Annotated in this window: 20 protein-coding genes; 10 read left to right on the top strand and 10 right to left on the bottom strand. The window is 46.8% G+C overall.

Annotated features, from left to right (window positions below; all coding sequences use genetic code 11):
- The first annotated feature begins 139 nt into the window (after nucleotides 1–139).
- Nucleotides 140–601 carry an NUDIX domain-containing protein gene (locus F3I09_RS13625; RefSeq protein WP_149695578.1) on the top strand — a complete coding sequence of 154 codons (462 nt, stop codon included), beginning with the start codon at nucleotides 140–142 and terminating at the stop codon, nucleotides 599–601.
- 118 nt (nucleotides 602–719) lie between these two features.
- On the top strand, nucleotides 720–1,181 hold the full coding sequence (locus F3I09_RS13620; RefSeq protein ID WP_149695577.1) for a YbhB/YbcL family Raf kinase inhibitor-like protein: 462 nt from the start codon (nucleotides 720–722) through the stop codon (nucleotides 1,179–1,181).
- Nucleotides 1,182–1,302: 121 nt separating this feature from the next.
- Here F3I09_RS13620 and F3I09_RS13615 read toward each other — a convergent pair whose 3' ends face one another.
- Nucleotides 1,303–1,788, bottom strand: coding sequence for a GNAT family N-acetyltransferase (locus tag F3I09_RS13615; RefSeq protein ID WP_149695576.1), 486 nt, complete (start codon nucleotides 1,786–1,788; stop codon nucleotides 1,303–1,305).
- 140 nt (nucleotides 1,789–1,928) lie between these two features.
- Between F3I09_RS13615 and F3I09_RS13610 the strand changes: the two genes are divergently transcribed.
- A complete protein-coding gene (locus tag F3I09_RS13610) occupies nucleotides 1,929–2,597 on the top strand; it encodes a glycoside hydrolase family 19 protein (protein WP_149695575.1) in 669 nt (222 codons plus the stop codon).
- Between the two features lie 286 nt (nucleotides 2,598–2,883).
- Nucleotides 2,884–4,089, top strand: a complete 1,206-nt coding sequence (locus F3I09_RS13605) for a hypothetical protein (protein ID WP_149695574.1) — start codon at nucleotides 2,884–2,886, stop codon at nucleotides 4,087–4,089.
- Between the two features lie 888 nt (nucleotides 4,090–4,977).
- Here F3I09_RS13605 and F3I09_RS13600 read toward each other — a convergent pair.
- On the bottom strand, nucleotides 4,978–7,302 hold the full coding sequence (locus tag F3I09_RS13600; RefSeq protein WP_223233235.1) for an MG2 domain-containing protein: 2,325 nt from the start codon (nucleotides 7,300–7,302) through the stop codon (nucleotides 4,978–4,980).
- A 297-nt stretch (nucleotides 7,303–7,599) separates the two neighbouring features.
- Here F3I09_RS13600 and F3I09_RS13595 point away from each other — a divergent pair, with 297 nt between their 5' ends.
- Nucleotides 7,600–8,826, top strand: coding sequence for an NAD(P)/FAD-dependent oxidoreductase (locus tag F3I09_RS13595; RefSeq protein ID WP_149695572.1), 1,227 nt, complete (start codon nucleotides 7,600–7,602; stop codon nucleotides 8,824–8,826).
- 271 nt (nucleotides 8,827–9,097) lie between these two features.
- On the opposite strand, the gene F3I09_RS13590 is transcribed toward F3I09_RS13595, so the two are convergent.
- Nucleotides 9,098–9,721 carry a deoxynucleoside kinase gene (locus F3I09_RS13590; RefSeq protein ID WP_149695571.1) on the bottom strand — a complete coding sequence of 208 codons (624 nt, stop codon included), beginning with the start codon at nucleotides 9,719–9,721 and terminating at the stop codon, nucleotides 9,098–9,100.
- A gap of 15 nt (nucleotides 9,722–9,736) precedes the next feature.
- Nucleotides 9,737–10,228 carry a 2-amino-4-hydroxy-6-hydroxymethyldihydropteridine diphosphokinase gene (gene folK, locus F3I09_RS13585; RefSeq protein WP_149695570.1) on the bottom strand — a complete coding sequence of 164 codons (492 nt, stop codon included), beginning with the start codon at nucleotides 10,226–10,228 and terminating at the stop codon, nucleotides 9,737–9,739.
- An 88-nt stretch (nucleotides 10,229–10,316) separates the two neighbouring features.
- Here folK and sppA point away from each other — a divergent pair, with 88 nt between their 5' ends.
- The 5 genes from sppA to F3I09_RS13560 all read left to right on the top strand — a co-directional run bounded on the left by sppA (nucleotide 10,317) and on the right by F3I09_RS13560 (nucleotide 15,032).
- A complete protein-coding gene (sppA, locus tag F3I09_RS13580; protein ID WP_149695569.1) occupies nucleotides 10,317–12,080 on the top strand; it encodes a signal peptide peptidase SppA in 1,764 nt (587 codons plus the stop codon).
- 124 nt (nucleotides 12,081–12,204) lie between these two features.
- A complete protein-coding gene (locus F3I09_RS13575) occupies nucleotides 12,205–13,308 on the top strand; it encodes an ABC transporter permease (protein WP_149695568.1) in 1,104 nt (367 codons plus the stop codon).
- Nucleotides 13,309–13,341: 33 nt separating this feature from the next.
- Nucleotides 13,342–13,869, top strand: coding sequence for an SRPBCC family protein (locus tag F3I09_RS13570; RefSeq protein ID WP_149695567.1), 528 nt, complete (start codon nucleotides 13,342–13,344; stop codon nucleotides 13,867–13,869).
- Nucleotides 13,870–13,919: 50 nt separating this feature from the next.
- Nucleotides 13,920–14,417 (top strand): SRPBCC family protein, encoded by a 498-nt coding sequence (locus tag F3I09_RS13565; RefSeq protein WP_188133801.1) that lies wholly within the window; start codon nucleotides 13,920–13,922, stop codon nucleotides 14,415–14,417.
- 117 nt (nucleotides 14,418–14,534) lie between these two features.
- Nucleotides 14,535–15,032 carry a DUF2911 domain-containing protein gene (locus F3I09_RS13560; protein ID WP_149695565.1) on the top strand — a complete coding sequence of 166 codons (498 nt, stop codon included), beginning with the start codon at nucleotides 14,535–14,537 and terminating at the stop codon, nucleotides 15,030–15,032.
- 65 nt (nucleotides 15,033–15,097) lie between these two features.
- On the opposite strand, the gene F3I09_RS13555 is transcribed toward F3I09_RS13560, so the two are convergent.
- The 6 genes from F3I09_RS13555 to F3I09_RS13530 all read right to left on the bottom strand — a co-directional run bounded on the left by F3I09_RS13555 (nucleotide 15,098) and on the right by F3I09_RS13530 (nucleotide 24,353).
- On the bottom strand, nucleotides 15,098–16,420 hold the full coding sequence (locus tag F3I09_RS13555) for an AarF/ABC1/UbiB kinase family protein (RefSeq protein ID WP_149695564.1): 1,323 nt from the start codon (nucleotides 16,418–16,420) through the stop codon (nucleotides 15,098–15,100).
- Nucleotides 16,421–16,426: 6 nt separating this feature from the next.
- Nucleotides 16,427–17,053 (bottom strand): TetR family transcriptional regulator C-terminal domain-containing protein, encoded by a 627-nt coding sequence (locus F3I09_RS13550; protein ID WP_149695563.1) that lies wholly within the window; start codon nucleotides 17,051–17,053, stop codon nucleotides 16,427–16,429.
- A 153-nt stretch (nucleotides 17,054–17,206) separates the two neighbouring features.
- Complete coding sequence (locus F3I09_RS13545; RefSeq protein ID WP_149695562.1) at nucleotides 17,207–20,044, bottom strand: hypothetical protein; 2,838 nt, start codon at nucleotides 20,042–20,044, stop codon at nucleotides 17,207–17,209.
- Complete coding sequence (locus tag F3I09_RS13540; RefSeq protein WP_149695561.1) at nucleotides 20,022–22,499, bottom strand: hypothetical protein; 2,478 nt, start codon at nucleotides 22,497–22,499, stop codon at nucleotides 20,022–20,024. Before F3I09_RS13540 ends, F3I09_RS13545 begins: the two co-directional genes overlap by 23 nt.
- Before the next feature lies 1 nt (nucleotide 22,500).
- A complete protein-coding gene (locus tag F3I09_RS13535; protein ID WP_149695560.1) occupies nucleotides 22,501–23,205 on the bottom strand; it encodes a hypothetical protein in 705 nt (234 codons plus the stop codon).
- Nucleotides 23,202–24,353, bottom strand: a complete 1,152-nt coding sequence (locus F3I09_RS13530; RefSeq protein ID WP_149695559.1) for an AAA family ATPase — start codon at nucleotides 24,351–24,353, stop codon at nucleotides 23,202–23,204. The genes F3I09_RS13535 and F3I09_RS13530 overlap by 4 nt, the downstream gene beginning before the upstream one ends.
- Nucleotide 24,354: the final 1 nt, after the last annotated feature.

Raw genomic sequence — 24,354 nt, 5'->3', positions numbered from 1 at the left:
TTTGCTTCACTATGAATAACATAGGTAAAACAGGCGCCTGATATTATTTGTTCCATCAGAAAAGCTTTATCCAGAGAATGTGTTGGTATATGCTGAAAGGCACTGACCGGAACCAGCATTGCAATGCGTAACTTTAAGTATGGCAAAACAAAGTGCAGGCATATTACTCTACCGGAAAATGGGTAAACAGCTGGAAGTCTTCCTGGCGCATCCCGGTGGGCCTTTCTGGGCAAAAAAAGACCTGGGCAGCTGGTCGGTGCCCAAAGGAGAATACCAGGAGGGAGAGGAGCCCTTGCAAGCCGCCATCCGGGAATTTGAAGAGGAAACAGGATACCAGCCCTCGGGTGATTTCATTCAACTATCCACTATCCGGCAAAAAGGACACAAAACCGTACATTGCTGGGCGGTAGCCGGTGATCTGGATGCAGCGCGTATTGTAAGTAACCTGTTTGAAATAGAATGGCCCCCACGTTCAGGTAAGATGAAGACTTTCCCGGAAATAGACCGGGCCGCCTGGTTTACCATTGATATTGCCCTTGAAAAGATCAACGAAAGGCAGGCAGGTTTCATTGATGAACTGGTAAAGCGCATTGATGAATAGTTTCTACAACATCCCCGGTTTCATTTTATTTATGTAGCGCGTTTACCCACGTTGAAAGGTATTCTTTACATTTTTTTGTGCTGCCAGGTTCTGGCTTGATTTTTCGGTCGTTTCCGGTATGGAAAAAAATGCAACAGGTAGTCTTAAGATATCAAGCACTGCATTTGATCATGAAGGCGTTATTCCTTCGAAATATACCTGCGAAGGAGAAGATGTGAATCCGCCTCTGCAGATAGATCAGATACCTGTAGGTGCAAAGACGCTGGCTATTATAGCGGAAGACCCGGATGCGCCCAAAGGTACTTTTGATCATTGGGTGGTATGGAATATTCAGCCTACCAATCTGATTGGAGGAGACACCGTACCCGGCATCTGTGGTAAGAACGGAAGTGGTAAAACAGGGTATTACGGACCTTGTCCGCCTTCAGGATTTCACCGTTATTATTTTCACATTTTTGCGCTCGATACGGAACTTGACCTGGAAGGTGAAGCTGATAAAGCTGCCCTGCAACAGGCCATGCAGGGACATATTCTGGCAGAAGGAGTACTGATGGGCCGTTATCAGAAGCACGGATTATAAACTGTTATGCATGCTTTAGTAATAAAGGGCTGACAGGATTGGGAAACCGTCCTGTACAGCCCATTTTCGTTATTGCACCAGGAAAGATGTATATATACAGGCCATGCATTCTATACAACGGTCATAATTCCTTTGACATCCAGACGCTGCATCCGAAATGCCCTGAAGCGCCCAGCGCCTGCTGCAGGTAGGTGAATCCCATTTTTTCGTATAGGGGAATAGCAGAAGTGAGTTCCGGCATTGTTTCCAGGTACATATGTGTGAATCCGTTCTGTCTGGCAGCATCAAAACATTGCTGTATCAGTTGTTTACCCAGTCCTTTACCCCTTGCTGTGGGCAACAGGTAGAGCTTCACGAGCTCGCAGTAATGCGGGGGCAGGCCATTGGTAGGATAGATGCCGGCTCCGCCGATAATATTACCATCCTGTTCAATCACCCAATAAGCGGCATCCGGAAAAATGAATACAGTGTGGAGTTCATCCAGGCTGGTATCAAAATACGCTGTACCGGGTTTATTAGCCTTAAATTCGGTTAAAACCTCCCTGATAATCCGGGCGATATGTTTGTTGTCTGATGGCTGTATAGGCCTTATAGTTACTTTTTCCACGTGAGCAAAACTACGGCTCCTGCCTGTAGGAAATTTGTATAAAATTAACCTTCCAAAAAAAATAGTGAGCGCAACAGAATTGCTGCCGGAAGAGCATGTTTAGTGTTACATTTGTGTTGTTAATCTCAATATCAAGCCCTATGACAGTCACCAGTGAACAGCTGCAGGCTATTATGCCGCAAGCCGATGCTCAGAATATCCAGACCTATCTGCCCTACCTGAATCAGGCAATGCCTGTTTACCATATTGATACACCTGCAAGAGCCGCCGCTTTTCTGGCGCAGCTGGGCCATGAGTGTGGGCAGTTCAGTGTGGTAACAGAGAACCTGAATTACCGCGCGGACCGTTTGGTAGCCGTATTCCCGAAGTATTTTCCTACCTTGACCGTTGCACAACGGTATGCCGGTAAGCCGGACATGATCGCTAATAAAGTGTATGCCAACCGCCTGGGTAATGGCCCGGAGTCCAGCGGGGATGGCTGGCGCTTCAGGGGACGCGGACTTATCCAGCTGACAGGCAGGGCCAGTTATGACGATTGCAGTAAAGGCCTGACCGGTAATACAGCGACCTTCCAGGATGCTCCTGACCTGCTTGCCACCCCTCAATATGCCGTGGCCTCGGCGTGTTGGTTCTGGACGGTGTATAAGACGCTGAACGACGTAGCTGACCAGCCCGATAACTGGACCACCATGTATAAAAACAAGCTTTACAGTAAATTCCAGTGGCTGACCATACGTATTAATGGCGGGCTGAACGGATATGACGACCGCCTTAATCTCTGGGAAAAGGCCAAAACGGTGCTAAAGTAAGCAGCGCTTTACAATTAGATTACAGAGCAGGTTGGGATGAAACTTTCAAAAACTGTATATTTGCATTCTTCCCATTAGATCGCTATACTACTCCCATTGAATAACTTATTGTAAAACAAGCAATTGTGCCCGCTATTGATGGCGTCGGTAATTGTCTTTCAGGCATTTTACGGCGTAATCCGGAAGCGGAACAGGAACTTTTATACCCGAAGAGGCCATTTTGACGACCATGAATTGGTATGAGAAGGCTGTTTTAAAGGAATGAACTGTTTAATAAGATAAATATATGGATAAGCTTAAACTGAAATTACAGGAATATTATCAGCGCTGTCAGCAGCAGGAGACGCGGACTAAAACCAGCAAGGAACACGCGGGTGGTGCAAGTGTGCTGGACATGGAGAATGATATTCTGCTGCAATTCGGCTTGCCTGCGTCCAAGCGTTTTGTGCAGATTCTGCACGATTTTGTCAGCCAGCGTGAAGTGAATGATCATCTGATTGATCATGTGAGTAAGAAGTTACGCACTGCAGCCCGCAAATATCTGCTGGCTCCGGTGGTTTCTGATATGGAGCAGCTGGACCAGGCGAAAGAACAGAAGAGGAGTCCCTATGATCTGTTACCGGAACTGGGTTACCCTGTGAACGACTATTCAGTCTTCCTGATAGGGGAGCTGCTGTACCGCCGGAATCTGGTGGCTACGGATGTGCTGGATGAGATCAAAAAGGTGCAATATGCTGATGTATGGGACGATGTGCTGTTGCTCAGCAGGATCGTCAATTATAATACACATGAACTGTATCACCGCCTGAAAGAAAACGATCTGCGGTTCATTGATGATTTTGTGCAGCATGCTGCTAAACAGCACGTTTCCAGAACGGCTAATAAAAAGGCAACACCCGCATCAGAAGGGTATACTCCCAACTACCGTACAGTAAGTAAAGTACAGGTGGAAGACATTCTGTTTGACGAGCATCAGATGCCAAGCATCATTGGTAAACTGAAATCAGGCAGCCGTTATCTTCGTGTTACTATGGTAATGGAATTCTCCCAGCTGAACCAGATTCTCACGAGCAGTGGTGAACTGGGTCTGGAGATCAGCCATTTCATCAAGAAACTGATGGCAAGTCCACAAAAAGGAAGACCAGCATCCATCGATGTAAGGTCTGAATTTGGTGAAGTATTACACCTGGATAGCTGCTACCTGGAAGTATATAAACCGCAGCACCAGTCTAGAGGAAAATGGGTAGAAACGAAGGATAATTTTTACTTCGTTGAGAAAATCCTTTCCAAGAAAGAATATGATAAGAAGAGCAAGGAAGCGGAGATCAGGGAGAAGATTGAAGAATGCCTGGAATTGATAGGTGGGTCATACGATTATTATCAGCGTATGCGCCGTCTGGGCATTACAGATGACGAAGCGAAACTGAGAGCCGGTTTACAGGATGAGTTGTTGTTTAAATTGTCTACATTCCTGCATAAGTTGAAAGACTAGCCGAATTGACGGAACCATCATATCATTTAGAAAAGAAAAAGGTCTCGTGAAAACGAGACCTTTTTTTATTAGTTGGTTTTTGATTTGTTTGACCACAGTATTTACTGATAGCCATATTATGTGTAGTAATCTACATTATTCCCCCTCTAGTATTTTGGCTATGTTCCCAGGGTAGCATAATGAGCTTTAATATAAAATAAATGCGGTGTTTGTTATTTATCGTCTGGAGTTAGAGTTTGTCCTGAAGTGAACCCTTAACCCCCAAGCCCTCACACCTTTTTGTATGAGAGGCCTGGAAGTAAAGGACAACGTGCTTTTGCTTTTATCAATACAAACATACCGCGAAAAAATAAGGGAACTGTTAATGCACTGTTAATCTGTTAGTTAATCGCTTGTTAACAGAGGGATGGAGCTATTTAATTGTTATCACAACGTATAAGGCCAATCGTTATATCTACTCGAAAGCCTTTGTAGCGGCTTGCTTAGAAGATGGGTAATGTGGTAAAACAATTTACCTGAGTTATGTAATTATTGCGGAAAGACCAGTAATTAATATACACCTGGGAATAGGGGATATTGCATTATTAAAATGGGATATTGTACTATTTTAACAGTACTAAAACAGGTGGGCCGTTTTTTAGGGAGGAAATATGGGTGTCTACCCGCATAAGCGCCACAGATAGGTTGTTTGCCTGTGTTATGCACGACGTAAGGGTGGCTTTCAGCTGGATTTGAGGTGGACTTGAGGTGGACTTGATCAGCAGCCGGAAGGGGTAAAATAATATAATTATTTGTAGATTGTACTGAGAAGATCCCTGTAGGGAACAAATAAAAATAGTCCATAGTTGTTGAACTATGGACTATTTTTTTGTCAGCCAGGGACTATGACTATTGTAACAATTGTTCTGTGTGTCCTACGGAACCGTCTTCACCCATACCTTCTACTACTATACGGAAACGTCTTGTGAAGTCGTTGTTGTAGAAGGAGATCTTTGCAGTATGTGTCAGGGAGTCTGCTATCAGGTTTGGATTCCAGTAGAGGGTCAGCCTTTTATCCTGCAGGATGTGAATTTCCTTACGAACGGTATAATCCGGTGCGTAGAATTCTTTCACGATGTTATAACCACCTTTCCTGTACTTCTCGAAGCCGCGTGTATCCACATCATTTTTGCTATCGCCGCCTTTCCTGGTGTATACTGCGATGGCGCCGGAGCTACCACCGAACCCACCTACGAAGGTTGGACGTAAAACCTTGATGAAGGCTACATCACCGATGTTGATATTGGTCAGCATGCTGATGTTGGTTGGCATTTCATTCAGGAACAGTACAGGAGGACCACCACGCCAGTTCAGGGCTGGTCCGGAAGGATCGGTTAGATTAATGCTCAGACCTGGTACTTTGGACTGGAGGTACTGGAAGATGCTCAGGCTACCTGGTTCATCCCTGGTAAGGTCAAATCCATAACCGTCGCCCGCATTGAACATACCTGTGGTATAACGCTGCTCTACTGATTCTGTTTTGTTCAGACGTTTTTCACGCACGTTCACCTCTTTCAGGAAGATCGGTTTGTTAGCGATGGATTTGGTTACTGCAGTATTTTCAGCTACGGTGGAGAGGTAAGTGGTTAATACTCTGTTCTCGATTTCCAGTGTAGTTCTGAACGGATAAGGCAGTGTTACCGCTTCTTTTTTCTCGAAGAAGTGTGGTTCGAATTTCACGCTCACATCCTTCCATGCTTTGTTAGGATCGTTAGCGCGGTAGAATACGTTGATGGTATCTACAAACTGCAGACGGTCGATGGCAAATTCACCTTTATCGTTTGTAGTAACAGAAGAGAATGCGGTAGATGTATCGATCGGCTGCTTCAGGATGAAGTCCACTTTACCATTTGCCAGGGCAGCAGCACCTTTATTGGTGGTAGCCACACCCCTCAGCAGTAAGCCCTGTTCGTAAGGATACTTAACGTCAGGCATGAAGTTGTGGAGGATCTTTTCCCAGCTGAACCTTCTCCAGCCGTTGGTCATCATGATCAGGTCCAGGCCCTGAAGGGTAGTTGGTTCTGTATCTTTGAAGTACTGAGCCGGATTAGCGATGTAACCTTTCAGATCGGAAGTAAGGAGCAGGTTGGAGACGATGTTGTTCTCATCCTGGTCTTTCACGATATTGTCAGCATCGGTAATGGAAACGGACAAGCTGGTAAGCATGGTGTCCGGGATTTTTATTTCCAGTGTGTTTTTCTGTCTTGGCTGTGTGTTAACTGCAACATTCTGCAGGCTCAGTGCCAGGAAGTCGTTCTTTCTTACGAAAGCAAGCCTTTCTGCCAGTGGTAAACCTTCAGCGTTGAAGATGGTCAGCTGAACAATACCGGAAGGAAGTTCTTTGGTAGGTATAAAGCCGCTCATCTGGCCTTCCGCTGCATTCAGTTTCGCTTTGTACACGATGTGCTGCTGCATCTGCGCAACGATCATCATGTTGTTGTACATCGGATTATCTTTCGTCGCAGGTAAGGTCTGATAGAAAATACGGGTGCCCTTGTTGAAGACTTTAAGACCTACGCCTGTTGTTTTAACAACCGGCAGCAGTACAGTTTTCTGCTGGCCTTTGCTTGTCTGGATCAGCGCTTTGTAAGTTTCTCCTGCCGCAGGGGTGAGATCGAACATACCCATACCATCGCGGGTAGTTTTCACCAAAGCCACCGTTTCTCCCTTCAGATTCTGGATGATACCATTTACTTCCTGAGGATAGCCTTGCTGATCGATTGCTTTGAAAGCAACACGGCCGGCAACACCAGCAATCAGGTTACCACCTTCCGGGAAGAAGTTTACGGCGAAATCAGTAGCCTGTGCTTTAGGCGTAGGACCTATTGGTTTTGCCGGGTCGAATATTTCAATGTTTTTGTAGAAGAGGTATTCCGCGTCAAAGTTCAGCATCCACGCGGTATAGGCACGTACCTGGTATTGACCCGCTTTTGAATTTTCCGGCAGTTCGAATGCACCGGAGCCGGTAGCACCACCGATAGAAATCAATTTTTTATTTACCACAGTTCCGGATTTATCCACCAACTCTACATACAGGTTGGTTGCCGAAAGAGATGGCTGGCCTTGTAGCAAAACATACGCTTTGAACCACATGGTTTCCCCGGCGGCGTAGTAATCCTTATCCAGGTGCAGGTAAACCTTTTCCTGGGGGAAGCGTTTGCTGTACTGTTCCAAGGCTTGAGTGATTTTATCCTGCCATTCATCGGCCGGGTAAAACGCAAGGGCGCCCGTGATTCCCAGCAGACAGACCGGGAGGAGCCACTTTAAGCTATTTCGTTTTTTAGAGAACACAGATTGCATGTGGAACAACATTTTGCAACAATATAGTATCAAAAATTATAATATGCAAAATAGCTCTAAAAATTAATATATACAAATAATGTTATTGGTATTTAATAAATTACAATCTCCCGGCTTTGATTTATTATTGCCGCTGAATTGTGATTTTGGAAAAATCAGTGACATAAAAAGATGGTAAACAAGAGATTAGTAGTTATAGGAGGTGGAGCTGCCGGTTTTTTCTGTGCTGTGAATGCTGCACGCCTTCATACTCAATTGGAAGTCATATTAATAGAAAAAAGCAGTAAACTTTTATCTAAAGTGAAGGTTTCGGGGGGAGGAAGGTGTAATGTAACGCATAATGCCCCTGACATACCATATATGTCAAAACGCTATCCGAGGGGGCAGCACTTTGTAAAGAAGGCTTTCAGCCGCTTTTTTGTACAGGATACCATTGCCTGGTTTAAGGAAAGGGGAGTGGCATTGAAAGCAGAAGCCGACGGTAGGATGTTTCCGGTGACGGACAATTCCCAGACGATCATTGACTGCCTGTTAAGGGAGGCGGACAAGTACGGTGTGAAAATCCGGATGAATGCTGCTGTCAGTGAGCTGGTGTCTGGAAGCAAGGGATGGGAAATACGGTTACAGGACGGTGACACACTGAAAGCCGACCTTGTATGTGTGGCGGCAGGTGGATATGCCCAGCTGGAGAAGTTTGCCTGGTTACAGGCCATAGGTCACCAGATAGAGGCGCCCATGCCATCGCTCTTTACCTTCAATATGCCGGACAATCCCATTACCACCCTGATGGGGGTAAGCGTGGAAGAAGCGCATGTAAAAATAGCAGGTACCAAATTGCAGGAAAAGGGGCCATTGCTCATCACCCACTGGGGCATGAGCGGTCCTTGCATATTGCGGCTTTCCGCCTGGGGGGCGCGTGAACTGGGGGCATTGCAATACCAGTTCACGGCATTGATCAACTGGCTGCCTGCCTTCAATGAAAACAGTCTAAGGGATGAGATACAGGGACTGCGCTTCTCTCTGGGAGGGCAGAAAATGCATCATAAGAACCCATTCGGACTGCCCCAGCGTTTATGGCAGTTCTTCCTGCAGCAATCGGGGATAGGAGAAGACATACGCTGGGCCGATATGCCGGCAAAGGAGCAGCATAAGCTGATCAAATACCTGACCGCAATGCTCTGCCCCGTGAAGGGAAAAACGACCTTTAAAGAAGAGTTTGTGACCTGTGGGGGCATCCGGTTATCTGAAATTGATCCTGCTACGATGGAAAGCAAACTGGCGCCGGGATTATTCTTTGCCGGGGAAGTGATGGATGTGGATGGGATCACCGGTGGATTTAATTTTCAGCATGCCTGGACGAGCGGCTGGATAGCGGCGAGCACTATCGCAGAAAGATAAAAAAAAACTCCGGCAGGCGTATGTCTACCGGAGTCCTTGTTTTCCATTGCTACTGTAACCTTCTGTATTATATCACTCCTTATCTATCTATTTATCCTATCTATCTATTTACCCTATCTATTTTTCTTTCTTTATCTATCTATGCTATCCTTTTGTCCTTCAACGCCGTTCGTTATATCTACGATATTGCTGTTTCCTTTTGACATAGCAAATGTAGCTCACCCTGTTCTATAGAGCAAAGCAATATTATTTATTTTCGAATAGATAATCTTTATAAGTAGTGGATGCCTGGTTCGTATTCCTTATCCAGGGCCTTCAGCAGATTATCAAAATCTGCCGGGTTCTTTATAAAGTCCACTTTAGTCATATCCAGCATCAGTGTGCGAACGGGATGCTGGCGGATGTACTGCATATACATATCATGCACGCTAACGAGGTATTCATCAGCTATCTGCTGTTCATATGAGCGGTTCCGGTGCCTGATGTTCTGTTGTAACTTAGGTACAGGCGCATTGAGAAAAATGAGCAGGTCAGGCTGTACCAGCTGCGGGTTGATAATATCAAACAGTTTCTGATAAAGGCTATATTCTTCTTCTTTCAGATTGATCTTCGCAAACAGGAGACTTTTGATAAAAAGATAGTCAGACACGACAAGATTGCTGAACATGTCCTGCATTTGCAGCATGTCCTTTAATTGTTTGTAACGTTCCGCCATGAAGAATAGCTCCAGGGGAAAGGCATATTGCTGGGGCTTTTCGTAAAACTTTGGCAGGAAGGGGTTATCGGCAAACTCCTCCAGGATAAGTTTGGCATTGAAATGTGCTGCAAGTTTGGAAGCCAGGGTGGTTTTCCCTGCTCCGATATTCCCTTCTATAGTGATGTATTTATAATTCATGGACCGGTGGATGGTTTAACTTACGCCGTTGTATTTTAGGGCGGGTAATTTGTCTGTGGTGTTTTCAAGCAATGTGCTGACAGACTGGTGTAATACAGGATGCTGCCAGTCTGGAATGATCTCCCGGAGGGGAACCAGTACAAACTGTCTGAACTGCATCTGTGGGTGAGGGATTTTCAGATCCGGCTCATTGATGATGGCATCGTTGTAGAAGATGATATCTATGTCGATAACCCGGGCGCCCCATTTCTGCCGGCGGATGCGGCCGATATTATGCTCTATGGCCAATACGGTTTGCAGCAGTGTTCGTGCATCCATTGCGGTTGACACCAGGAGGGCCTGGTTGAGGTAGTCCGGCTGTTCCACATGGCCCCAGGCAGCTGTTTCGTATAGGGCGGAAATTTTTTCCACCTTGCCCACCTGCTTATCTATCTGCTCTACAGCCTGTTGGAGATGACCGGTGCGGTCTCCCAGATTGCCACCTATAAGTAATATTGCTTTATTCATGTATCTTCAACGGCCCAAAAGTATACATATTCTTTATTTTTGGAAAAAGAAGACGACCGGTAGGTCTTTTTACACTAAATCTTCCATAATGCGTAGTTTCTTTAAAATTTTCTTTGCCACCCTGCTGGCCTTCATTGTGATCATCTTCTTTGGGATGTTCATACTGATGGGGATTATAAAATCGGCAGTCAGCCCTGAAGTTGTTACCTTATCGCCAAACGGAGTGCTGGTACTGGAAACCAGTCAGCCTTATGCCGAACAAAAGATTGTAGACCCGCTAAATGCCGTACTGCGCCAGGGGCCAAAAGAAACCCCGGGGCTCTATGATGTGGTACGCCTGATCAGACATGCAGAAACTGACGATGATATAAAAGGGATCTATCTGAAGGCTGACAACAACGCCAACGGGTTTGCCACCAATGAAGAGTTGCGTAACGCACTGCTGAGGTTTAAGCAGTCCGGTAAGTTCATTTATGCCTATGGAGAGGTGATGGACCAGAAGAGCTACTATGTAGCCTCCCTGGCAGACAGGGTGTATGTGCATCCGAAAGGTGGACTGGAATTCAGCGGTTTCTTTACGCAGCTGACCTTCCTGAAAGGAACACTGGAAAAGCTGGAGATCCAGCCTCAGATCTTTTATGATGGCCGCTTCAAGAGTGCTACCGAGCCTTTGCGTGAAACGCAGATGACAGTGGCTAACCGTATCCAGACAAACGCTTACCTGGGCGACCTGTATGCCAATTTCCTGAAGAACATAGGGGCTTCCAGGAAAATAGACACCGTTGCACTGCACCGGTATGCTAACGAAGGCCTGATCCAGGAAGCAGCCGATGCACTGAAATATAAGCTGGTAGATGGGCTGAAATATAACGACCAGGTGATGGATGAGATCAAATCGAGACTGGGACTGAGCGGGGATGAGAAGGTGAACTTTATTTCCCTCTCCAAATATGAAAGCGCAACGGATGTAACCACCGGCAAAGGTGAGGACAACAGGATTGCCATCATCTATGCCCAGGGGAGTATTGTAGGCGGCGACAGTGAAAAGGACGAGACTATCAGCAGCGGACACTTTGTAAAGCTTATCCGCGAGGCAAGACAGGATAAGGATGTAAAAGCGATTGTATTCCGTGTGAACTCTCCCGGCGGTAGTGCACTGGCCTCAGAATCCATCTGGAGAGAGCTGACACTGGCTAAAAAGAGCAAGCCGGTAGTAGTGTCCATGGGAGACTATGCAGCTTCCGGCGGTTACTATATTTCCTGTATGGCCGACTCTATTTTTGCACAGCCGAACACGCTGACAGGTTCTATCGGTGTTTTTGCCGTATTACCAAACCTCCAGGGATTCTTCAAGAATAAACTGGGAGTGACCTTCGATGGCGTCAAGACAGCGCAGTATGCTGATCTGGGGAATACTTCCCGTCCATTGACAGAAATTGAAAAGAAATTCATACAGAACTCAGTTGACAGCATCTACAGCACTTTTAAAGGCCGCGTAGTGGAAGGCCGTAAACTGAATGGCCCCGTAGTGGACAGCATTGCCCAGGGCCGCGTATGGAGTGGCGTACAGGCAAAAGAACTGGGACTGGTAGATCGCATCGGTGGTATTGACGATGCGATTAAATGCGCCGCGAAACTGGCGAAGATCAGTGGTTTCCGGTTGAGGGAATATCCTGAAGCAGAGAAACCATTTGAAAAATTCGTGAAATCCTTTGCCGGAGAGGCCCGTATGGAGACTGCCATTAAGAATGAACTGGGAGATCAGTATGCTGTTTACCAGCAGATCAAACATCTGAAGGAAATGAGTGGAGAGATCCAGGCAAAGCTGCCTTATGTGATGGAAATCAGGTAATAAGAGACTAACAGACTTAAAATAGCATTAAACCTGCCCCTAAGGGCAGGTTTTTTTATGGAAATGGGTAAAACAATAGTAGTTTTATGCGATTTTTTAAGAATAGACCAGTGTTAAAGTAAGTATGGCGGTTAAATATAATCAATGGAAGGCGCTGTTAGCCATGTCCAAAGCAAGCCTGATAGGAATAGTAAGAAGCCCTTCAGCAGTAATCTTCAGCCTGGGGTTCCCGCTGGTTTTCATCCTGGTATTTGGTTTTATCGGCGATAACGGCATCTCGGTAAAGGTAGGGGTTGATGCAGCTACAGATACCAGCAGTTACCTGTACAGGCAGCTGGCCAGTGAGAAAAGCCTCAAACTGCTAACCGGTAAGCCGGCTGCAGAAATGGAAGATGAGCTGAAAAAAGGGCATATTACCGCCATAATCCGTATTACTTCCCGGCCGGCCCAGGGAAATGCTCCCGCCTGTGACGTGAAGGTGCAAACTTCCACCGCTGCGGCCGACAAAATCTCGTTATTCAAGACTATACTGACAGGAATCATTTATAAGGCAGATGACGTTTATTATCCGAGGGGTTCGGTTGCCAAACTGGAACCGGTAGAGGTGTTGCCCGGACGTCGTTACAAGACCATCGACTTCATCCTGCCCGGCTTGCTCAGCTTTTCCCTGTTGAGCGCCGCCGTATTCAGTACTGCATTCCTCTTCTTCAGCCTGCGCCAGACGCTGGTATTAAAACGTTTCTTCGCCACACCGATCCGCAGGCTCCATATTGTATTGGGAGAAGCCCTGGCCCGCCTGATATTCCAGGTAGCCGGAGCAGTGCTGATCATTGCGATCGGTTATTTTGCCTTTGGATTTACACTGGTACATGGATGGAGCACCTTTTTTGAGATGCTGGTGCTAACAGCTTTCGGGGTGATCGTATTCATGGGCTTTGGATTTGTGGTAAGCGGCATTGCCAACAGTGAAAGCGCCATACCTCCCATTGCCAACGTGATTACCTTACCGCAGTTCCTGCTGGCTGGCACCTTTGTGGCAGTGGATGCTTTCCCGTCCTGGTTGCAGCCGGTATGCCGCATTATGCCGCTGACCTACCTGAATGATGCCTTCCGCAAGATCGCTTTCGAAGGACAACATCTATGGAATGTAGGGCTCGAACTGGGTGTAATTGCCCTCTGGGGAGTGGTTGTTTACATCGTAGCAGTAAGGACATTCCGGTGGGAATAGGGAATAGTCTGGATTTTTTCCTACCTTTTGTATATGCAAGCCTTATTTATCATACTTGGAGCACTCGGAGTGCTGGTACCAGGTTTGTTCATTGTGAGCATGTTCCTGCCTGCTACAGTGAAGGTAGTACGTGTCAGGGCCATCCCTGCGTCTCTTTCTGTCGTTTTTGATCAGGTGAATATATTACGTAACTGGGAAAAATGGTCTCCCTGGCATCAGGTAGATCCCAAGATGAAGCTGTCGTACAATGACAAGAAGAGCGGGACGGGCGCCGGTTATCAATGGATAAGCAGGAACCGCAAGGTAGGCAAAGGTTCAGTTACTATTACGGCTTCCCGGCCATATGAACACATTACAATCGAAATGCAGTTCATGGAAAGTAAGGCCACAAAAGGTTATTTCCGTTTCGAACCCTCGGGTAGAGGTACTCATGTAACATGGGGCATCGTGATGGAAGTAGGCAGATATCCCGCTGCTAAGATCAGGGGATTGATGCTTGATAAATTGCTAAGAAAGGATTTTGAAAAAGGGTTGGAGAACCTGGAGAAATTAGTAAAATAGATATGCGTCTCGTCAAATTATTATTGTTAAGTGTTCTTTGTTTTGGGATTTTGATATTTCTCATTTCCCTGTTACTGCCCTCAAAGGCGATCGTTGAACGTTCCGGAGTAATAGATGCTCCCCTGTCTACTGTTTATGCTGAGATCAATAACCTGAATACCTGGCCTGAGTGGAATCCATGGGCTGCTCCCGGTGTAGCTCAGAAGATTGAATTTTCAAACCCGCCTGCGGGTCAGGGGGCTTTTTATACCTGGTCAGGTATGCAGCAGGACAGGCCGGTATCGGGCAAAGTGCTTATCAGGGAAAGTTCACCGGAGAAAGGAGTTTATTATAACATGGAGTTCAATGCCATGAAGCCTGTAGCTGCAGCGTTTGATCTGAAACCTTCTGTTGATGGAAAGGGAACTGCTATACAGTGGCGCCTGGAAACGCATCTGGGAATGCTGCCCTGGTGGAAGCTGAGAGGTTTCCTGGCAGACAGACTGACTGGCCCGCAACTGGAGGATGGATTGACGAAACTGAGAAATATCTGCGAGAAAAAGAAGTAGGAATGAATGCGGGAATCGCTACCGTATTTTAACGCCGAATTGTTATGAATGGTAAGTCTGTTATGAATGAAAAAGTATATTTTTCGTAAAATTCAGAACAGTAAAACAAATTACACCATGAAACACGTTCTATTATTTTTCGCATTACTGGCGGGAACCTGTAGTTTTGTATCTGCACAGGATAAAGCACCTAAAAGCCCACGTGTAACTGCCGAAGGAAAAAATGTTAAGATAGCCTACGGACAACCATCCAAAAGAAACCGTGTTATTTTCGGTGAGTTGGTACCTTATGGTAAAGTATGGCGTTTAGGCGCTAACGAGGCTACTGAGATCACCTTTGCTAAAGATGGCAGCTTCGGCGGTAAACCTGTAAAAGCGGGTACTTATACTTTATTCACTATTCCTGAAGCTAATGAATGGACATTCATTCTGAATAGTGAGCTGAAGCAATGGGGCGCTTACGAGTATGACAAAATCAAAGACAAGAACGTACTGGAAGTAAAAGCGAAAGCTACTAAAACCAGCGCACCTGTTGAGAAACTGACCATCACCGTACCTGCAAACAAAGTGGTAGTAGAATGGGATGAGACTCACGTAGAAGTGCCGGTAAAATAAGTGTTGAAAGTATTCAATAAAAAAGCCCCCGTTTATCAGCGGGGGCTTTTTTATTGAATACTCTTTTATGCTGAATGCATCATTGTCTGTATACGTGCATCGCCTGTAATTATTTTAGCCTTCAGATCACTGAGGATGGAATATAAACCGAAATAAGTACGGTTGATATACAGTGAGTGCCTGGATCCTCTTGCTACTTTAGAATCTCTTACTTCTTTCAGATTGTAGAGGTAATCCATATAGGCGTAGATCTCCGCGAAATAGTCTTCATTACCGAAGTCAAACTCTTCCTGCGTAAAGGGAAGGGTCAGCATATCAATCATTCTCTGGAATAAACCGGAGAAGAAAACCACTTCTTTTTCTGTATCGCTGGGATGGATCATTTCCAGGTTGGTATAGATCTCCCTGCGCCTCTTTTCGTCTTTCAATACTTCCTTATTCACCAGCAGGAAGTAATTGGTGTAGAAGTCTTCCGGTATTTCCTTGATACAGCCAAAATCGAATACCCCAACAGTTCCATCATCGCGCATCAGGAAGTTGCCGGGATGCGGGTCTGCATGTACCTTTTTCAGCTTGTGTACCTGGAACTGGTAAAAGTCCCACAGCGCCTGCCCGATCTTGTTACGGACTTCCTGTGAGGGATTACGTTCCAGGAATTCTTTCAGATGGAATCCTTTCAGCCAGTCCATGGTAATGATCCTGTCGCTGGACAGTTCCGGGTAGTAACCCGGGAAGATCAGGTTGGGAATATGGGCGCATTGGGCCGATACTTCCATGGAGCGTTGCAATTCCAGTTTATAGTCTGTTTCTTCCAGCAGTTTGCCTTCTATCTCATCGAAGTATTTATCCATATCCACTTCATTCATACCCACGATGCGGATAGCAAAAGGTTTGACGATGCGGAGATCTGATTTTACGCTATTGGCCACGCCGGGATACTGGATCTTTATGGCCAGTTCCTTGCTCCATTTGGAGGCTTTATGTACCTGCCCGATGGAGGCGGCATTGGATGCCTGCATATCGAAATGGTCATAGAGCTGGGAGGGCGATTTACCCAGTGTTTTGACAAAGGTATTAATGACCAGCGGGCCGGAAAGGGGAGGAGCGCTGTACTGCGACATGGCAAAGCGTTCAGTATAGGCTTTAGGCAGCATACCTTTATCCATACTGAGCATCTGTGCTACTTTAAGTGCGCTTCCTTTCAGGTTGCTAAGGGTATCATAAATGTCTTCGGCATTGTCGGCATGGAGTTCTTCCCTGCTGATAGAAGGATCTATGAGTTTTTTTGTATAATGTTTGAGGTAGTTGGTACCTACTTTCAATCCTGTTGTTACAAATTTGCTGGCACGTTCAACTTTACCGGTAGGGATGTTCGTCTGTTCTTTCATACTGTCTTATTTCCTTGCAAACATGAATTTTCCGAAATCCAGAATACTGTCAAGCGTATTGGAACTGATCAGCTGGAAGCTGAGGTTTACTGCTTTTTCTATGGCAGCATCTGTCATTTCGAAGCGTTCACTGTCATCTTTTGTCCAGTAGCGCAATACGAACAGCGCCTGCAGCCAGAAGCCGTGTACGTACTGGTCAGAGATGTATTTACGTTCCTTCACCTCGCCCGTCTGGTAACCTTCTTTGATCAGCTCGCGGACATAATCGTAAAAAGCGATGCGGAAAGCTTCCAGCTTGTCCAGGTGCAGGCCTGGCACCAGGTATTTGTCTTTCTGCTGCAGGATATAACTTCTGTTCTCTTTCAGCTGTTGTACCCAGAGAAAGTAGAAGGTGAGGAGTTTTTCGCGGGCGGAATAATTCCGGTATATTTCATCTTCCTTCAGCTTTTCCAGGGTGTCCTGGAAGAAGGAAAGCCAGATGTCTTTTTCCAGCGTATCAAAAGAGGAATAGCTGTCGTAAAAGGTTGTTTCAGGTACATCCAGCTGCTGACAGAAGGTGTACACGGAAACGGGTCTTTTACCATTTTCCAGCCAGTAAGTTTTATAAGCGTTGCGTATGAGTTTTTTGTCCATGATCTCTGGGTTTAGAGCATAAGTAAATACATGACAGCACCCTATGTGGGTCGGACATAGTTGCTATCACAAATTTACGCTACAAACGCCGGATAATGATCATTTCCACGGTCCTGACTGTTAAGAAAAGCCTAAATTGACAAATGGTCTTTTTTATCGTTTATAAACGACGGTAATTCTGTCGTCGATTTTGTGGACAGTGATCCTGCCTTTTTCATCTACCAGTGCTACTTCATTCTGTTCTCCGGTTGGAAGTATAAACTTTACAGGTGCGGCTGTATCGATATGTGTTTTTATCGTGGGGAGACCTGTCGTTATATTGTAAACGATTGTCCCCTTATTTGTAGCCAGCACCAGGAATGTTTTGGAAACGAACTGACTTACCCGTACAACAACATCATCGGCGAAATATTGGGAATAAGGCTGCAATCCGTTCTGTTTATCCATAACATATACACAACCATGGGTGGTATATGCCATCAGTAACATGCCATTGGTTATATCAGTAGCCGTGATATGGTTGATCTCATAAGGAAGCTCCAGGTGTTGCGTCTGCCCTTCCCGGTCTACCCGGTAAATTTTGTTGCCATGACCAAAGTAAAAAGGGCCTTCACCCCAGAGGGCGGAGGGATGATCCGGTCTGGGAATATCAAAACGTGCGGAGTCCGGATAGGTGCAATAATAGCTGGCGGAAGACGCTTCTTTTATTAATACGGTGGCCCACTCCCAGTCAGAGTACACTGTGAGCGGATCTCCTCCTGAGTTAATAGTCATACCGATTGTCCCACCCATGTGATTGGCCGGGTAATCAGTGGTATCTAAGATCACTTTGTCGCCGAATGGTTTCTCTGACGGAAGTATGAGTTTACCCAGAGTAATCCGTCTATTATGGGAAGTTGGCAGGTGCAGAAGCTTACAGCCATACTTTGAGGCGTTGTTTTCCGAGATATAAGGATAGAATTGCTCTTCCTGGCCATTTTTATCCGGAAGGGACTGGTATTGCCAGGAATAGTATTTACGGGAGCCCTGGGGCGTCATTCGAAGCAGAAACAGCACATTGGCTGATGTTCCTACAAATATGAGCTGCTTTTTAATAACAGTCGCTGCCAGCCAATTGATATGTTGCTCTAACTGGAAGCTCTGATCAGTACGGGCAACTGTTGGTTTTACCTCTCTTTTCCGGGCACTGTACCGGTAAATGTCGGCAGGCAGTTCCTTATCAGCGGGTAGCATCTTTTTCAATACAGCCAATCTGTCTTCTCTACCGGCGGCTATCTGCGGGCTAATCACCTCATATGCTATTTCCACAGCAGTATCCTGTGCCGCTTCGTTCATATTCTTTTTGAATGCAAGGAAGATCTCCACCAGATTATCTATTTTATGTTCCGGCGTCTTCTGTTCATAGATCATTCGCATTTTACCGGCTAAGCTGTTTTCATCCAGTTCTTCAGCAAGATGAAGGTATTGCGACAAGCAGTCCTTGTCCTGGTTACCGTTCTGCCAGCCTTCCAGTAACACCTCACAGGCCTCTTCCGGTTTTCCGGACTTATGTTGCAGGATGCGGGCAGCTTCCAGGTGATTCTTTTGCTGCATGGCGGCGTCGACAGCCAGCTGAAAGTATTGTTGTGCCGGTTTTTCCTGTGACAGTTGCCGGTACAGGTCGCCGGTTTTCTCGTACTTTTCCAGTTTTTTATAGATGTTGATGGCATCGAGCAGCAAACCTCCCTTTTCAAAGCATTCAGCTGCCTTTACAGGCTGTCCAAGACGGTCCATGTATAAAGCCGCAGCTTCATGGTAAAACCGCCCTTCTTCCAGCACGATAGCTGCCCGGTGCAGATTGCGTAGCAGATGGGCGTAAATATAAGCAGCCTTTCTGTGGTCGCCTTCTTCCAGCGCTTTTGCTGCCAGCTGTTCATATTTCCTTGACAATAATGTAGTATAACTTTCTGCAGAGGTCCAGGTATCCACGGGCCTGCTGCCCAATAGCGTTCCCAGGTTAAAATTGGTTTCCTGTCTTGAAAGCCTGGAAGACTGCGGTGCGGTACCTCTGCCAGCTGCTGGATCTTCACCAAGTGGTATGGCATATTTGAGGGCCTCATCCCCATCTTTGTCAAACATTTTAAGCAGGCGGTCCAGCTCACTATCTCTTCTTTCCTCAATATCGCCCAGCGTTTTTTCTATCCATTTCCGGAGCTTTTCCCTGACCCCACTGGTCCTTACACCTTTGGGGTTTTCCGTTTGACCGGAGCGGGAGGCCCCTGCACCCCCTCTGCCTGCACGGCCAGATCCTGTGTAAGAGGCCTGACCCGGTGTTGCAGGAATACGCCGCAGGAAGACAGAAACGATATTGAACATTGTCAGCAGGAACCGGAGAAACCATCTGACCATCCAGTCAATGAAACGCAGGAACAGGCTATTGCGGCGCCTTTTACCTGGTAATTCAGATAATGGCTGAGGAACCTGACCGTGGTTTAACAGGTCAGTCAGTTCCTGTCCATCAGGTATGGCAACACTGATAGTATGCAGATAAGCCAGTGGAGGCATACCCGGATGTGCGTGATCCCAGCTCCGCTCCCGGGCCTGCCCCGGCGACAGGAAGCTGCTTATTGGACGTTGATCTTCTTTATCAAAGCCTACAAAACCTATTGCCGGATGGAAAACCTGCACATGCCATATCAGTAATTCCCGCATTTCAACAGGAGATAGCGCAGGCGCCAGGGTCGCATCAACCGGAATGAAAAGATTCCCGTTGATGCCCCCGTAAGGATGGCTTATTTTTCCCGTGGCAGGTACCTGATCATTGAAGATCACCAGTAGTCCGCCGGGTGTCACAGCGTTTTTATGTTCAGGCAACAGGAAACAGGTAAGTCCTTTCAGCGGGATCTGCCAATCGTTCATTTCACGGAACCATTGCTCCGGGGAATTACCACGGAGGAAGGCAGCGCTTGTTTTGTGCCTGGTTTGCGGATTATACGACAGCTGGAGTTCCATATTGTTGAATTACCTGAATGAATGGTTTGATATATTTTTCGTGAAAAACATCCGGTCCTATGTGTTTACTGTCATCCGGAACGAAATAAGATGAATAGCCACAGGTGGCACCATCTGAAGCCCGGCAAACAGTAGCCTGATTGACAACGAGCACAATAGTGATCTCTGCCAGATGTTTGTCTGAACTACGCAGATGCAACATGTGTCTGTAAGGGTCAAACCAGGCTTCACTACCGTCCGGCCATTTGTATTTGGATAGTGATTGCCTGGTATCAGGAAGTTTGACCGGCAGTTCCGTATTATGCACACTATGATGCGGGTTTATATTGACAGCTTTGATCAGTTGCGTAATGTATGTGGTGAAGACAAGCTCGTGTTTGTTGACTACAATATTGCCTTTATGGTTTATCTCCAGGTGCTTAAGGCTGTTGATCGTATTAAACGATTGCCAGTGCCGTTGTTCATGTCCTTCGTATCGATCCTTCATGGCCTTTAGCATTTCTTTTGTGACATCAGGCTCCAGGGTCATTTCGCCGGAATCTAAATCCACTACTACTATATGAGGTGCTCCTGCGATATCGATATAAAGAGATCCACTGAAAATAGTGTCAGGCTTCAAAGCCACGTCCCTGATACCGTTGCGTCTTATGGAACTAACAGATTCATGATGTTTTATATCTATGGGGATCAGCTCTTGTGTGTATTTTTTAAACAGATATAGAGAAAGATGTTGAGCTCCTTTTGCCTGAAAGAGGATGTAGCAAAGCGCATCGTCATGTGCAAAGAAATAGTTATGGGCGTCAGGAAAATTGGGAGTGATCTCTCTGGCGCCCTGTCTTGTTTGTAGCCAGAATAATAGCTGTCTGTGTTTTGTGATAGCTAAGCCGCCTGTATGTTTTGAGAAATAACTGTCATTTTTATTCAGACTTGTCAATTGGTAAGGAATTAAAAGCGGGAAGGGGCGGTTCTTCAGGAACTCCGGCAGGTCAACCTCCTTACTATGTATACGTTGAACAGCAACACGTTCTCTTCTTACTGCCGGCATTTCCACGCTGATCTTTGCTGTACTCAATAACTTCCGGTGACCGGCGGTATACCTGTACAACTGTATCCGGCATTCCCTGTCCACAGTGATCACAAAACCATCTGTGCGTCGCAATACTGCGAATGATTGCTGAAACGCGGCTGTATGAAAAAGTTCCTCGCCGGTGATGAGAAAATATTCCTGCTGTCCTTTTAGTATATAGGCATCCGTAAATGAAGACAATGCCTTTGCACTGTTCAGGGCTGGCGACAGCAACTGCATGCCGGCAATGATTTCCGCTTTAGAAGAGAGGTCCATCGGCTCATAGCGATCTCCCACCAGTGCAAAGGGTAATATTTCTGCATGCTGCTTGTTGTCAATGGTGCATGCCAATGCAGCAGCCATCTCCAGCAGGTGAGGTGTTCCCCACAGTTTAATGCTTTTATCTACGAGTATAAAACGTTGTCCGGGTTCATTCTCAGGCAGTTCCTCCCGCCTCAGGTAAAGGGCTTCGTTATTGGCCAGCCTTACCATCAGGGTTTCATTGTCGTGCGCCAGTTCACTTAGCAACAGCCTGTCGAAATTGCCTTTGTTGGTAATGTCGGATACGCCTCCAAAGGAAGTCTCGCTATATCCTCTTGTATGCATCGGCAGATGCAATGCAGCAATGAGGCGTTGTGTCAATAATGCCAGCAATGCTGTCTGAGCATCTTCCGCTAATAGCTGTAACAGATCTTCTGCCTGTGCCGGTTTGGGGAGATCGGAAGGGATCTCTATAAACACCGGTACAGGAGGTGATGGGTTGACTACCGCATTCAGTTTTTCCTCCAGTGTGGCAGTGTCGGGATAACGCTGTAATATTTGTCGCAGGATGTTTATATCAGCTTTCAGCGTAGATATAGGATCTTTGGAGGCGCTGTGAGCAATCACATAATCGTAAGCGCCCCGCCGGAATATAGACAGCATTTCTTTTGCTGTTTCCCCCGTCAGAAATGTTTCAACATGTTCAAAAAGGGTATTCAGCAGCAATTCCCTGTCAAGGCCTTTCCAGTATCTGCCGGGAAGAGGGCGAAGCAGCGCCAGAAAGTTAGTGACGACCTCTTCAAGCTCATCTGCTACCCTTTCATAGGTCATGTCGGCAAAAGGCATATCTATTTCATCACCAACCAGGTCTTTCACATATTGGTGCAGTGTAGACTGTATCGCCTGTGGCCCGGGAGCGGGTTTGCCAAGTGCAATAACCAGCAGCAACGGGCCCAGGGGCGGTAGCTGATTTTTTATCTGTGAGAGGTCGTTCAGCAATTCTGTTTTGTAACAGATAGTGCCTCCTCCTTTCGTCCATTCAATGACTTCCCCTTCTTCCGCCCATTGCCAGAAGTAATCTTTTGTAGCCTGAAAATATGCTACGGTCATGTCATGCAACTGCGCCATTTCAGAAAGTATTGGTGAGACGGATAGCGCTTCTGGAAGCGCGTACAAAAACGTGTCCGGGGATCTTTTCCCACAGACCATCCACATGAAACAGGAGCAACGTATCACTCTCCGTTGCGGACCAGTTGGCAATGAGCTGACCAACAACCGGGGGATCAAAATCATAACCGGCCGGCAACAGGATATTGTCCCGTAACGTAAATACTTTGCCCGGCATAGAAGGTACCGGCGTACCTATGATCAGTACTTCGCCGGTTTCGCATACTGCGAAGCTTAATCTTTGCAACCTGATAAGCGGCGCTGTGTCAGCATAGGCCTTCCAGTACTCCAGGGTTGTCAGTACGGCGAAAGGCTCCGCCGTCTGTATAGTGGGGGACAGCCGCACAGCATACCCCTCACCGTGACGGGCGGGCATGGCAGATACGGGGAGTTCCACGGTGATGAAAGAGGCAATAGCTTCCCAGGACATCTTCTTAAGCATGTCGTGAGGCGTTTGTTTTCCGGGCAGGAATAAACGTTCCTGCGCATCTGCCAGGAAGGTGTGTTTTGCCGGTAGTTTACGGAGCTGTATATCTGTTGCGTCAGGCGGAATGCCTCTTACCCAGATCTCATCTCCGGTAGCTGCTACCAACAGTCCCGGCCATGTGCGTATACTGCCAAGTGCTGTTATATCAGCCATGGCAAGCACGATGATCATCTCTTTCATGCAGATTGCATTATTTTCTTCCAGAGGGCGTCTATGGGTTGTAATACATAGTTGCGCTGGGTGGTATTGCTGATCCATTCACAGCGGCTGTTCAGGCTGCGCAGACGGTCTTTGATCAGTGCGCGGGCAGCAACCGGGGTGTCGGGATCGTCCCATTGCACATGCAGTTGCTGTACATCGCGGAAAATGGCTTCCGGATCAGGAGTACCACTGTTGTGCGCGCGGGGATGTTCCTGTGGATGTGTGTCGCCTTTCTGTACGGATGTATTCACAATACCGGCAATGATCTCGATCTGTTCCTCTGTATCCCAGATGTAGCGTAATACCCAGAGATCGGAGAGGATCGCGGTTTTACGTTTGCAGAGCAAAGCGCTTGCCGCGATGAGGCGTTGCAGCTTTACGGCGCGCCTGTCAGATATCTGAACGCCTGCATTGCGCAGTTGTTCTATCAGCATGATATATTCAGGCCTGATACCGCTCAGGTCTATGGTTGTATTCAGTTGCTGCAAGGCACGCAGATCTTCTGCGGGAATGCCGTTATACCCGGTAGCCTGCTTTTGTTCCAGTCCCCAGCCGGCCTGCAATACACTATCCAACAAGGCAGGATCTACGTTTTCGCAACGTACCCTGATCAGGAACCTGTCAAACAGCGCCTGTAGGGCTTCGTCTTCCGGAAGGTGGTTACTGGCGCCGATGAAGATCAGTGCAGGCAGGTGTTTGGTTTCCTTACCTCTTCGGAAGATCTTTTCATTGAGCGCCATGAGCAGGCTGTTGAGGATAGCGCTGTTGGCATTCAACAACTCGTCCAGGAATATGAGCGAGGCTTCGGGCAGCATACCATCGGTATTGGTCACCAGGTCACCGTCACGCAGTTTGCGGATATCGAAAGGTCCGAAAAGTTCATTAGGTTCTGTAAAGCGGGTCAGCAGGTACTCGAATGTCTTCACATCCAGCTGGCGGGCCAGTTCACGTACCATCGCGCTTTTAGCTGTACCCGGAGGGCCGAACAGGAAGAGGTTTTCCCGGCCTGCCAGGCAGATGCCCATGAGATCAATGATGTCATCTTTGCCGACAAAAGTCTGTTTCAATTGCTGTAGTACATCATTCAGGTTGTCTACCAGCGGGGATTCAAAGGTAATAGGTTCCATT

Origin of the sequence: Chitinophaga sp. CF418 (assembly GCF_900142925.1) — a bacterium.
In the GTDB taxonomy this organism is placed as follows: Bacteria; Bacteroidota; Bacteroidia; order Chitinophagales; family Chitinophagaceae; genus Chitinophaga.
The sequence above is the reverse complement of the archived record's forward strand: the minus strand, read 5'-3'. Positions and strand labels throughout refer to the sequence as shown.